15 protein-coding genes and 1 tRNA gene are annotated in these 11,831 nt (G+C 61.1%); 12 read left to right on the forward strand and 4 right to left on the reverse strand.

Going from position 1 to position 11,831, the window contains the following annotated elements; translation table 11 throughout:
* Positions 1–78: 78 nt before the first annotated feature.
* Positions 79–873, forward strand: coding sequence for a class I SAM-dependent methyltransferase (locus FHT86_RS23615; RefSeq protein WP_133709221.1), 795 nt, complete (start codon positions 79–81; stop codon positions 871–873).
* Positions 874–894: 21 nt separating this feature from the next.
* Here the strand turns inward: FHT86_RS23615 and FHT86_RS23620 are convergent, their stop codons facing one another.
* Entirely contained in the window at positions 895–1,464 is a 570-nt protein-coding gene (locus FHT86_RS23620; RefSeq protein WP_133709220.1) for a TetR/AcrR family transcriptional regulator, read from the reverse strand.
* Between the two features lie 262 nt (positions 1,465–1,726).
* Here FHT86_RS23620 and FHT86_RS23625 point away from each other — a divergent pair, with 262 nt between their 5' ends.
* The 5 genes from FHT86_RS23625 to FHT86_RS23645 all read left to right on the forward strand — a co-directional run bounded on the left by FHT86_RS23625 (position 1,727) and on the right by FHT86_RS23645 (position 4,959).
* On the forward strand, positions 1,727–3,025 hold the full coding sequence (locus tag FHT86_RS23625) for an MFS transporter (protein ID WP_133709219.1): 1,299 nt from the start codon (positions 1,727–1,729) through the stop codon (positions 3,023–3,025).
* A 139-nt stretch (positions 3,026–3,164) separates the two neighbouring features.
* Positions 3,165–3,249 (forward strand) — tRNA-Leu (locus FHT86_RS23630).
* A 171-nt stretch (positions 3,250–3,420) separates the two neighbouring features.
* Positions 3,421–3,699, forward strand: coding sequence for a hypothetical protein (locus FHT86_RS23635; protein WP_133709218.1), 279 nt, complete (start codon positions 3,421–3,423; stop codon positions 3,697–3,699).
* A 137-nt stretch (positions 3,700–3,836) separates the two neighbouring features.
* Positions 3,837–4,430: a YqaA family protein gene (locus tag FHT86_RS23640; protein WP_133709217.1), complete on the forward strand. Its 594-nt coding sequence runs from the start codon at positions 3,837–3,839 to the stop codon at positions 4,428–4,430.
* 16 nt (positions 4,431–4,446) lie between these two features.
* A complete protein-coding gene (locus FHT86_RS23645; RefSeq protein ID WP_133709216.1) occupies positions 4,447–4,959 on the forward strand; it encodes a disulfide bond formation protein B in 513 nt (170 codons plus the stop codon).
* Between the two features lie 36 nt (positions 4,960–4,995).
* Here FHT86_RS23645 and FHT86_RS23650 read toward each other — a convergent pair whose 3' ends face one another.
* Together FHT86_RS23650 and FHT86_RS23655 are read right to left on the reverse strand one after the other, a co-directional pair.
* Positions 4,996–5,553 carry an HNH endonuclease gene (locus FHT86_RS23650; protein ID WP_104824507.1) on the reverse strand — a complete coding sequence of 186 codons (558 nt, stop codon included), beginning with the start codon at positions 5,551–5,553 and terminating at the stop codon, positions 4,996–4,998.
* A 111-nt stretch (positions 5,554–5,664) separates the two neighbouring features.
* Entirely contained in the window at positions 5,665–6,354 is a 690-nt protein-coding gene (locus FHT86_RS23655; RefSeq protein WP_183868894.1) for a DNA-3-methyladenine glycosylase family protein, read from the reverse strand.
* Between FHT86_RS23655 and gluQRS the strand changes: the two genes are divergently transcribed.
* Positions 6,353–7,234, forward strand: a complete 882-nt coding sequence (gene gluQRS / locus FHT86_RS23660; RefSeq protein WP_133709214.1) for a tRNA glutamyl-Q(34) synthetase GluQRS — start codon at positions 6,353–6,355, stop codon at positions 7,232–7,234. The two genes, FHT86_RS23655 and gluQRS, sit on opposite strands and share 2 nt — an antisense overlap.
* Here the strand turns inward: gluQRS and FHT86_RS23665 are convergent.
* Positions 7,199–8,131, reverse strand: coding sequence for a YihY/virulence factor BrkB family protein (locus tag FHT86_RS23665; protein WP_133709213.1), 933 nt, complete (start codon positions 8,129–8,131; stop codon positions 7,199–7,201). The two genes, gluQRS and FHT86_RS23665, sit on opposite strands and share 36 nt — an antisense overlap.
* A gap of 98 nt (positions 8,132–8,229) precedes the next feature.
* Between FHT86_RS23665 and FHT86_RS23670 the strand changes: the two genes are divergently transcribed.
* The 5 genes from FHT86_RS23670 to FHT86_RS23690 all read left to right on the forward strand — a co-directional run bounded on the left by FHT86_RS23670 (position 8,230) and on the right by FHT86_RS23690 (position 11,782).
* Positions 8,230–9,063: an SDR family oxidoreductase gene (locus FHT86_RS23670; RefSeq protein ID WP_133709212.1), complete on the forward strand. Its 834-nt coding sequence runs from the start codon at positions 8,230–8,232 to the stop codon at positions 9,061–9,063.
* A gap of 19 nt (positions 9,064–9,082) precedes the next feature.
* Positions 9,083–9,286 (forward strand): twin transmembrane helix small protein, encoded by a 204-nt coding sequence (locus tag FHT86_RS23675; RefSeq protein ID WP_133709211.1) that lies wholly within the window; start codon positions 9,083–9,085, stop codon positions 9,284–9,286.
* 13 nt (positions 9,287–9,299) lie between these two features.
* Positions 9,300–9,878, forward strand: a complete 579-nt coding sequence (locus FHT86_RS23680; protein ID WP_133709210.1) for a cob(I)yrinic acid a,c-diamide adenosyltransferase — start codon at positions 9,300–9,302, stop codon at positions 9,876–9,878.
* A gap of 200 nt (positions 9,879–10,078) precedes the next feature.
* Entirely contained in the window at positions 10,079–10,828 is a 750-nt protein-coding gene (locus tag FHT86_RS23685; RefSeq protein ID WP_133709209.1) for an electron transfer flavoprotein subunit beta/FixA family protein, read from the forward strand.
* A gap of 24 nt (positions 10,829–10,852) precedes the next feature.
* Entirely contained in the window at positions 10,853–11,782 is a 930-nt protein-coding gene (locus FHT86_RS23690; RefSeq protein ID WP_133709208.1) for an electron transfer flavoprotein subunit alpha/FixB family protein, read from the forward strand.
* Positions 11,783–11,831 lie beyond the last annotated feature (49 nt).

Here is an 11,831-nt window from a genome sequence, read left to right on the forward strand (position 1 = left end):
GCGCAAAGGATACTTCACGAACCGGTCACAGTTGAGTCTTAACAGATTGAGGCTCCCTATCCCCGAGGACAACGGCCCATGACCACCATCCCCTTCGAAGCGCGACGTTTCCAATCCACCGCTGCCTATTATCTGCGTTATCGCATCCCCTATCCGGACGCGCTTATCGATCGCGTCGCCGAACGAAGCGGCCTGAAGGCCGGGGATCATGTGCTTGACCTCGGCTGCGGCCCCGGCCAGCTCGGTATCGCCTTTGCGCGGCTTCAAGGCGCCGCCGTTACCGCCATGGACCCGGAGCCGGAAATGCTCGCCGCCGCCGAAGCCGGCGCCAAGGACGCCGGCGTCGACATCACCGTCCGCCAAGGTTCGTCCTATGATCTCGGTCCTGATATCGGCAAATTGCATCTCTGCATCATGGGCCGCTCGTTCCACTGGATGGATCGCCCCGCCACTCTCGCCGCTCTCGACGCTTTGATCGAGCCGGGCGGCGCTGTCGTGCTGTTCCATGACAAAAATGTGCTGGCCAGCCCGGATTGGCGCAGCATCGTCGAAAAGCTGGCGGAGACTTTTTCGCCGGAACGGCACGAAGAACGCCTGCTGCGCAAGAGCAAGGCCTGGGCGCCGCATGAGGCCATGCTGCTCGCCTCGCCCTTCCGCAATCTCGAGCGCATCGGCATCGTCAGGGAATATCAGAGGGATATCGAGGATATAGTCGGCCGGGTCTTCTCGATGTCCTCCACCTCGCCGCAGGCGCTCGGCGACAAGCTTGCAGATTTCGAGGCGGCATTGCGCGCCGAACTGCTGGAAGTCGCTCCCGACGGCAAGTTCACCGAGATCGTCGAATCCGCCGGCCTGCTTGCCTTCCGCGGCTGATCGAGCCGCCCGCCTCGTCTTTCAACGCGAAGCGAGCTCCTGCCGGGTCGCCGCCAGGAGCTCCTCGGAAAGAGCGGGCGTATCCAGGGCGCGGGCGAGAATGACCGCGCCGACCATGGTAGACAGATCGGCAAGCGCCTTGCGCCGCCGCTCCTCCTGAGTTTCCCCGGGCGTGATCTCTTCCAGGATTGCTGCCAGTCCCATCAGGCCGTTGGTGAAAGTGGACTGCATTTCAGGACCATAGCGGCTGACCTCCTGCGTCAGCGCCGCGAAGACACAGCCGGTACCATGCTCAACGACGTTACGGTGCGAGAGATAGTGCGCGAGCAGTGCGTCGCGCGGCGCCTCCGGCGCCCCTTCGACCACCTCCTGCCAGCGTTCCTGCGAGCGTGCCACCAGCGCCTTGCTGGCTTCGCAAGCCAACTCATCCTTCGATTCGAAATGGCCGTAGAAGCCGCCATGCGTCAGCCCCGCGGCCTTCATGATGTCGGCCACGCCTATGCCGTCAAAACCCTTTTCGCGAAAAAGCTCGCCCGCGACCGCGAGGATCTTCTCGCGGTTCTCGGCGAATTTTTCCCGGCTCACTCTCATCGATCGATCTCCGAACCTTACTGCGCCATGGATTCCCGTTTTCGGGCTTATGCGCAAGCCGTCAAAACGACCCTTGACAATTTATATGATAGCCATCATCAATAAGCAACAAATATGATAGCCATCATCTAAATCCCTATACAGCCACCTTGCACAATCGTTCAAGCCGGGAGAGGAACGTTGCGATACAGGCATCTTCAACAGTATCGCGCCCCAATCCGGCCGCAGCGCTGAAACTCGAACCCCCATCGGAACAATATCTATGGTCTCCACAGTCCTTGCTTCGACGCTTGCCCGGCGCAACATCCACTATGGATGGGTCGTCGTCGGCGCCACATTCCTGACCATGCTGGTCACCGCCGGCGCCATGGGCGCGCCCGGCGTGCTCATCAAGCCGCTGGAAGACGAGTTCGGCTGGAGCACTTCGTCCATCTCCTCCGCGCTTGCCGTTCGCCTCTTGCTGTTCGGCCTGATGGGACCCTTCGCCGCCGCTTTCATGAATTATTTCGGCGTCCGCAAGGTCATCGTCTTCGCGTTGATCACCATCGGCGTCGGGTTCATCGGCTCGCTGTTCATGACGCAAGTCTGGCAGTTGCTGCTCTTCTGGGGCATCATCGTCGGCTTCGGCACCGGCCTGACCGCCATGGTGCTCGCCGCTACAATATCGACACGCTGGTTCACCAAGCATCGCGGCCTCGTGGTCGGCATGCTCTCGGCAAGCTCAGCCACCGGCCAGCTCGTTTTTCTGCCGCTGATGGCGGAGCTGACGGAACGCTACGGCTGGCGCACCACCGTCATCTTCGTCTGCGGCATGATCGTCGTCGCCGCCTTGGTCGTGCTGCTGCTGATGCGCGATCGGCCGTCTGACGTCAACCTGCCGCTCGTCGGGGAAATCCACATAACCCCGCCGCCACCAGCCACCAAAAATCTGAAGGCCGCCCTGGCCTCGCCGATCGTCATTCTGAAGGAGGCATCCACGAGCTCCACCTTTTGGATCCTCTTCGCCACCTTCTTCATCTGCGGGCTGTCGACCAATGGCCTGATCCAGACGCATTTCGTCACACTCTGCGGCGATTTCGGTATCGTGCCGGTCGCAGCCGCGAGCGTGCTTGCCGTCATGGGCATCTTCGATTTCTTCGGCACGATCGGCTCGGGCTGGCTCTCCGACCGCTTCGACAATCGCTGGCTGCTCTTCTGGTATTACGGCCTGCGCGGCCTGTCGCTGATCTATCTGCCCTTCAGCAACTTCACCTTCTACGGCCTGTCGATCTTTGCCGTCTTCTACGGCCTCGACTGGATCGCCACCGTGCCGCCGACCGTCAAGATTGCCGCCGACCGTTTCGGCCGTGAAAGAGCCGGTCTGGTCTTCGGCTGGGTCTTCGCCGGCCATCAGCTCGGCGCCGCCACCGCCGCCTATGGCGCCGGCCTGTCGCGCACCGAGCTCAACACCTATCTGCCTGCCTTCTTCGTCGCCGGCGCTTTCTGCGTGCTCGCCGCAATCCTGGCGCTGACGATCAACCGGTCCAGTTCGACGGACAGGGCCCCGGCAATGGCGCACTGAAGCCAATCAAAAGCCCATGGCGTCAATTCGCCGCCATGGGCCAAAGCGCAACCCTGCGGAAACACTCGCAATAACTCATCCACCCGACTTGCGCGCGCGGGCGATCACATGTTAGACACCCGCCTCGTCAGGATCCGTTGCCCCATTGGCGGAATTGGTAGACGCGCTCGACTCAAAATCGAGTTTCGAAAGAAGTGCTGGTTCGACTCCGGCATGGGGCACCACCCGGCTTCCCCGCGAAGTCAGTAGCCGCTCCCCCGATAGAATTGCGCCACTATGCGATTTTAACGAAATCGCCCGCAGCTCCATCTCGAAAACTTATGTGCTTTCCGCTATCTCGGTGGGTGATATCAGTCGTTTCCCTCCGGGCAACGCTCAAGCCGGCACGAGAGAATATGAGTCGCGGCCTTCTCGTCCTTGTCCTGCAGTTCTTCGTCTGTATCGCCGTTTTCTCGATCGGCCTGTGGACCTTCGTGCGCCCAAGAAGCTTTCAGCAGTTCTTGAACCTCAATTTCGGTCTTCTTCCGGCAGCCGGAGCCGGTACTGCGCTGACGCCGATCCTGATCAGGCTCTCCTCGGTCTTTTTCCTCTGGTACGGCTATCAACTCGGCGAGGCGTTCAGCGCCGAAATCCTTTGGCTCATAGGGCTTGTCGGCCAACTGGTCGGACAGTGACGACCAGGCGAAGTCTCAGCGCCGAACACGACACTCTCACGAAAAATTTTGATTTTATGCCACTTCTGCGAGCCACCGACCATTTACAGCCATAATCCTCCCCCCTAAAGGTGTGCAACGCAGCAAAAGGGGGCAGAATGCTTCGTAGACTTTACGACTGGACCATGTCGCTGGCCGGCCGCAAATCAGCGGAAATTTGGTTGGCCGTTATCGCCTTCGTTGAAAGCTCGATCTTCCTCGTGCCCGCCGACGTCTTGTTCCTGCCGATGTCGCTCGCAAAGCCCGAACGCGCCTGGCGCTACGCGTTGACGGCGACCGTTGCCTCGGTACTCGGCGGCATTGCGGGCTGGGCGCTCGGCTATTACGCCTTCGAGGCAATCGCCAAGCCGATACTGGTATTCTACGGCAAGCTCGACGCCTTCAATCAGATGAGTGCCGGCGTCACTTACGAAACCATCGTCTTGCTGCTCGTCACCTCGGGCCTGGCGCATCTGCCGCCGATCAAGGTGGTGACGATCCTCTCCGGCGTTGCCCATGTGAATCTCGGCCTGTTCATCATCTCGGCCATCATCGCCCGCGGCGCCCGCTTCTTCGTGCTCGCATGGCTGCTGCGCCGCTATGGCGAGTCGATCCGGCATTTTATCGAGAAGCGCCTCAGCCAGATTGCAACGGCGGTGGCAGGTGTCCTTATTCTTCTCTATATCGCCTTCCATTATGTCCTGGCGCAGTGACCACGGAGCCCGCCGCATGTCCCAGACCCTAACCTCCTCTCGCGCCGGCCTAGGTTATTCCGCGCTGCTTGCGATCGGTATGATTATCGTCATCGGCTCGGCGCTCGGTTTCCAGTATATCGGCGGCTATATTCCCTGTGCGCTCTGCCTTGATCAGCGCCAGCCCTATTATTACGGCATTCCGGTCGCAATCGTCGCGGCCCTGACGGCGGTCGCAGGCATGCCCTCTTGGATCACCCGCACGCTGCTGGCCATCGCCGGCATCATGATGGTGGTCGGTGGCGGCATTGGTGTCTACCACGCCGGCGTCGAATGGCATTTCTGGGCCGGTCCGACCACGTGCTCCACCACGGCCAGCAGCATGACGCAGAACGCCGGCGACCTGCTGAACGAACTGAACACCATCAAGGGTCCGTCCTGCACGGATGCTGCGCTCCGCGTTCTCGGCATTTCGATGGCCGGATGGAACGTGGTCGCCAGCGTGATCCTCGCAGCGATTGCGTTTGTCGGCGTGAAGAAAGCTGGTTGAGGAATTCCTTCGCCCCCACGGGGAGAGGGTGAAGCCCTACGGCTGCAGTTCCGTATCCCAGTAGAGATAGTCGAGCCAGCTATCGTGCAGATAGTTCGGCGGGAACAGGCGGCCGTTGTTGTGCAGGTCCTGGACCGTCGGCTGATACGGCTTCTGCGCCGGGAACATGCCCGCCTGCTTCGGCAACTTGCTGCCCTTGCGCAGATTGCATGGTGAGCAGGCTGCGACCACGTTTTCCCAGGTCGTCTCGCCGCCATGGGCGCGCGGGATGACGTGGTCGAAGGTCAGGTCGTCATGAGCGCCGCAATACTGACATTCGAACCGGTCGCGAAGGAAGACGTTGAACCGGGTAAAGGCCGGATTGCGGGAGGGCTGAACGTAAGTCTTGAGACAGACGACACTCGGCAGCCGCATCGAGAAGCTGGGCGACGACACGGACTGATCGTATTCTGCGATGATATTCACACGGTCAAGGAAAACCGCCTTGATCGCGTCCTGCCAGGACCAGAGCGACAAGGGGTAATAACTCAGCGGCCGATAGTCAGCGTTCAGCACGAGCGCTGGCAAGGACTGCGGTGAGACTGCAATCGTCAAGGAACCCTCCTGATCGATTCGGCATCTGTATCTGTATATTAGGCCGGTTGTTACAGGATTGTGAAGTCCAATAAATTCAGTGCATAGCGGCGAATCTGCGAGACCCGCCGATCAATCGATAGGCAGCGCGTCACGCCGGGTTTTGACGGCGTAATAGGCCCAGAAGAGCCGGGCCGCGACGGAGCGCCAAGGCATCCAAACCGCCGCCTCCCTGGCCAAAGCCTTGGGCAAGGGCCTGACATCAAGCCCAAATGCCATGCCGAAGGCAGCCTGCAAAGCGACGTCGCCAACAGGGAACACATCTGCGTGACCGCCGCAGAACATCAGATAAACCTCCGCTGTCCACGGACCGATTCCCTTGATGGCGGTCAGCTCGGAAAGCGCCTTTTCCGGGCTCTCGGCGCTCAACGAATGAAGATCGAGGCCGCCGTCGACGACGGCATCGGCGACGCGAGACAGGGTTTCCGCCTTGATTCGCGACAGGCCGAAAGCGCGCCAGGCATCCGGTTCCAGCCCGGCATACGCCTCGGCCGTCACCCGGCCGGTCCTCGCCGTCATCCGCCCCCAGATCGCATCGGCACTTGCCCGGGACACGACCTGCGACACGATGATATGTGCAAGCCCCTCGAAGCCCGGTTCGCGCAGGCGGAGCGGCACGGGGCCGGCCTCGGAGACAATCTGCCGCAGGCGCGGATCGAGTTCGACCAGCGCTGCCAGCCCTTCCTGGATATCGTCTTCACCGCGAATGATGTGCATGGCTTCTCGTAGTCCAGGATTAGAATTCGTGGCAGAAGAAAGCATGAACGCGATTCCCCGTCAAAAGCCGATATTCCGTTTCGCGCCGAGCCCGAACGGGCCGTTGCATCTCGGACATGCGCTGTCGGCGATCCTCAACCACGACATGGCGAAACAGGCCGGCGGCCGTTTCCTCGTGCGTATCGAAGACATAGATCAAGCCCGTTGCACACCCGAATTCGAAGCGGGCATATTTGCCGATCTCGCCTGGCTGGGCCTCACCTGGGAAGAACCGGTGCGCCGGCAGTCCGACCATTTCCGCGCCTACCAAAGTGCTCTGCAGTCGCTCATCGAGCGCGACCTCGTCTATCCCGCCTTTCTGACGCGGGGCGAGGTGAAGGCGCGAGTCGCAACAGGCGAAACCAGCGACAGGCCCTGGCCGCGCGATCCGGACGGCACGCCGCTCTATCCGCCCGACGACCGCGCACGTAGCAACGAGGAGCGGAAGCGATTGCTGGACGCCGGCCTCAAACATGCCTGGCGGCTCGACATGGACAAGGCCATCGCCGAAGCCGGAGGGCCTCTCCATTGGCGCGAAACCGGCGATGGCGAGACGGGCGATATCCCTGCCGATCCCGCCGCGTGGGGTGATGTCGTGCTGTCACGCTCCGATGCGCCGTCGAGCTATCATCTGTCCGTGGTCGTTGACGATGCGGCGCAGCGCGTCACCCATGTAGTTCGCGGTCTGGACCTCTTTCACGCCACCTCGATCCACCGCCTGCTGCAGACCCTGCTCGATCTGCCGCAGCCCCTCTATCACCATCACCGGCTGATTCTCGGCGAAGACGGGAAAAAGCTTTCGAAGAGCCTGGGCGACACCGGCATTGCCGAATGGCGCCGACAGGGTTGGTCACCTGCGGAGCTTCGCCGCCGCATCGGCCTCTGATTGTTTGTCTGTTTCTTGTTTATCCGCTGCCGGACCGCTTGCTGCCTTGCCAAAGAGCATGCGCCGCACCTTGAACTTCATCAGCGCCGCGTTGATCTCCGCGCCCAGGATGAAGATCACCGCGAGCATGTAGAGGAAGACGAGCACAATCATTACCGAGGCAAGGCCGGCATAGGTGGCCGTGTAATTGGCGAAGGTCGCGAGGTAATAGGCGAAGATCAACGCGCCGAGCGACCAGAAGAGCAGTGTCAGAAGCACGCCGGGGATGACGTCGAACAGCCGTCGCCGACCGGCTGCCAGCCACAGATGCAGGATCAGCAGTCCGGCAAGCAGCAGGAAGATCGTGCCGTAGATGCGCCAACTGAAGACGACATCTAGAATATCGGCAAGTCGCGGCAGCCACTTCCGCGTATAATTCAGCACCAACGGCACGGCAACCAGCATGATGCTGAGAAGGGCAAAGATCAAAACCGCCATCAGCACATAACCGAGGCTCGCGAGGCGGTTGAAATACCAGGGTCGCGTTTCCGGCACTCGGTAGGCGCGGTTGAGTGAGATGCGCAGTGCCTCGACGCCGTTGGAAGCGAAATAGGCGGCGGCCAGGACAGAGACGGTCAACAGCCCGCCGCGCGGAATGGTCAGAACCTGCACCACCTGGTCCGCCAGCGGCTTGGCGATCGCTTCCGGCCAGGTATCGAAAATCAAGTGCACCGCCGTCGACGAAAACTGGCTGGCGCCGAGGAAGCTTGCGAGCGCCGTGCCGAAGATCAGAAACGGGAAGACAGCCAGCAGCGTCGAGAGCGCCACATGGCTTGCCATCGCGAAACCGTCGTCCTCGACGAAATGGAACACCGCGTCGTAGACGACCTTATAGAACGTACGAACGAATATCGGCATTCCATCTCCGCTTGAGCCCGGTTCTCGTCCGCCGGTTGTCGATTGTGTCGGGCCCATGAATATGGGAAACGACTCCCAGTTTGTACAGGAATCATTCCATGGCAGATCAACGCACAATCATCGTAACAGGTTGCTCTTCCGGCATCGGCGCTTTCTGCGCTCGTGCATTGAAGGCCGATGGCTGGCGCGTTTTCGCCACCGTGCGCAAGGAGGCGGACCGCGCTTCCCTCGAAGCCGATGGGATCGAAACACTGCTGATGGATTATGCCCAGCCGGAAACGATCTCGGCCTTGGTCGCGACCGTGCGCGAACGGACCGGTGACCGCGTCGACGCCCTGTTCAACAATGGCGCCTATGGCCAGCCGGGTGCGGTCGAGGACCTCTCAACGGATGTGCTCCGCGAACAGTTCGAGACGAATTTCTTCGGCTGGCATGAGCTGACGCGGCAGGTGATCCCGCTGATGCGCAGGCAGGGCCAGGGCCGCATCGTCAATGTATCCTCCATTCTCGGCCTGATCCCCTATCGCTTCCGCGGCGCCTACACGGCTTCGAAATTCGCACTGGAGGGCCTGATGATCACTCTCAGGATGGAACTGCAGGACAGCGGCATCCATGTCAGCCTGATCGAACCCGGCGCGATCGCCACGCGCTTCACTGCCAACGCGCTCGCCAAGATCGAGGAGCATATCGATCTCGAACATTCGGCCCATGCGGTCGAATACCGGCGGCAATTGACGCGGCTGAATGGCACAGGGCCGGTTAACAGGCACAAATTGGGACCCGAAGCGGTCTATGACGTGTTAAAATCCGCGTTGAACGCCAAAAGTCCGCGCCCGCATTATGTTGTGACCATGCCCGCAAAACAGGGCGTTCTTCTGAAAAGGCTGTTGCCGGCTAACCTTTTCTATCGTCTGATGCGCCGGTTGGATTGAAAGACGAAGGCCCGAAGCAATGTCTACCGTTACTTATATCGCCGCCATCATCGTCATGGGCCTGGTCGTGATCGTCCTCATCCGCGGCCTGTTCAACATGATGAAGGGCGACAACCCGAACCTGTCGAACCGCCTGATGCAGCTTCGCGTGCTGTTGCAGGCAATCGCTGTCGTTCTGATCATGCTGACGCTGTGGCTGACCGGCGGCGGCCGCCCGACCTGATTGCAGGATCAAGATGGTCAAGCTCAACAAGATCTACACCAAGACCGGCGATGACGGCACGACCGGCCTCGTCTCCGGCCCGCGTCGGCTGAAGCACGATCTGCGGGTGGAAGCCTATGGCACCATCGACGAAACCAACTCCGCCATCGGCGTCGCGAGGCTGCATGCCACGGGCATGCCCGAACTCGACGCCATGCTGATGCACATCCAGAACGACCTTTTCGACCTCGGCGCCGATCTCTCGACGCCGGAAACGGACGAGCCACTCTCTTACGAACCGCTGCGCATCATCGACAGCCAGGTCGAGCGCATCGAACATGATATCGACAGGCTCAATGCCGATCTCGAACCATTGAAATCCTTCGTTCTGCCCGCCGGCAGTTCCGCCTCAGCGCATCTCCATCTCGCCCGCACGATCGCACGACGCGCCGAGCGGCTGATGGTGGCTCTGTCACGCGGCAAGGGAGAGCGGGTGAGCCCGGCGGCACTGAGATACGTCAACCGTCTCTCGGATTTTCTGTTTGTCGCCGCGCGCCATGCCAATGATCGGGGGCGCGCCGATGTGCTCTGGGTTCCGGGGAAGAATCGATAGGTGAGTCAAACTATCTCTAGTGGCAGCCGATCATATTGACGTTAACGTAAACGTTATTTACAGCCCTAAAGCAATTTGCCTGTCTGCGGCATGGAAGCGTTGTAATTGGGAAAAAAACGCGTATCCATGTCGCCATTCGACAAACGGAGCGGCGCTGAACAGGCCATGTTCTTTGGGCGCAGTGTTGAAGGAAGGATTCCATGAAGATTCTCGTCCCCGTGAAGCGGGTTGTTGATTACAACGTCAAGATACGCGTGAAGCCGGATGGTTCGGGCGTTGAGCTTGCGAATGTGAAGATGTCGATGAACCCGTTCGACGAGATATCGGTTGAGGAAGCGCTTCGGCTGAAAGAGGCCGGCAAAGCCGAGGAAGTGGTGGTGGTCTCGATCGGTCCGGCCAAGGCCGAAGAGACGCTGCGCACCGCGCTCGCCATGGGCGCCGACCGCGCAATCCTCGTCGAGACCGACGATCAGGTCGAACCGCTGGCCGTGGCGAAGATCCTCAAGGGTGTCGCCGATGCCGAACAGCCGGGTCTGATCATCGTCGGCAAACAGGCGATCGACGACGACAGCAATCAGACCGGTCAGATGCTGGCCGCCCTTCTCGGCGCGGCGCAGGCGACCTTCGCCTCGAAGATCGAGATCGGCGACGGCAAGGCAACCGTGACCCGCGAAGTCGACGGCGGCCTGCAGACGATCGAGATCAAACTTCCGGCCGTGGTCACCACCGACCTTCGTCTCAACGAGCCGCGTTATGCCTCGCTGCCGAACATCATGAAGGCGAAGAAGAAGCCGCTCGACAAGAAGGCTCCGGCCGATTTCGGCGTCTCGACGACGCCGCGCCTAAAAGTGCTGAAGACGGAAGAGCCAGGCGGCCGCAAGGCGGGCGTCAAGGTCAAGTCGGTCGCCGAGCTTGTCGAAAAGCTCAAGACCGAAGCCGGCGTGCTCTAGGGACAGGAAAGGGACACAATCATCATGGCCATTCTTCTTCTGGCTGACCACGACAGCAACCACCTTTCCGACCAGACCGCCAAGACGTTGACGGCGGCCACGCAGATCGGCGGCGAGGTGCATGTTCTCGTTGCCGGCGCCGGCGCCAAGGCTGCAGCCGAGCAGGCCGCGAAACTCTCCGGCGTCTCCAAGGTGCTGGTTGCCGAGGATGCGAGCCTTGCCAACAACCTCGCCGAACCGCTTGCCGATCTGATCGTTTCGTTGGCCGGCGGCTACGACACCATCCTCACAGCCGCCACCTCGGTCGGTAAAAACGTCATGCCGCGCGTCGCAGCTTTGCTCGATGTTGCCCAGGTCTCGGAAATCATCGAGGTTGTCTCGCCAGACACCTTCAAGCGCCCGATCTATGCCGGCAACGCCATCCAGACGGTGCAGGCAACCGACGCCAAGAAGGTGGTCACCGTGCGCACCGCCTCCTTCGCCTCGGCTTCAGAAGGCGGCTCGGCTGCCGTCGAGGCGATCCCGGCGGTGGCCAACCCAGGTCTTTCGACCTTCGTCAGGGACGCGCTGTCGGCCTCCGACCGTCCGGAATTGACCTCGGCGAAGATCATCATCTCCGGCGGCCGCGCGCTCGGTTCGGCGGAAAAGTTCCGCGAGGTCATCCTGCCGGTGGCCGACAAGCTCGGCGCCGCCGTTGGCGCCTCACGCGCTGCCGTCGATGCCGGTTACGCGCCGAACGACTGGCAGGTGGGACAGACCGGCAAGGTCGTCGCCCCGCAACTCTACATCGCCTGCGGCATCTCCGGCGCCATCCAGCACCTCGCCGGCATGAAGGATAGCAAGGTCATCGTCGCGATCAACAAGGACGAAGAGGCTCCGATCTTCCAAATCGCCGACTACGGCCTCGTCGCCGACCTCTTCGAGGCGCTCCCAGAACTTGAAAAGGCGCTGTGATCGCGCTGTTTGATCTCTTTCGCAGTTGCGAAAGACTGGAAAATTGTCC

Source organism: Rhizobium sp. BK313 (assembly GCF_014193655.1).
GTDB lineage: Bacteria > Pseudomonadota > Alphaproteobacteria > Rhizobiales > Rhizobiaceae > Rhizobium.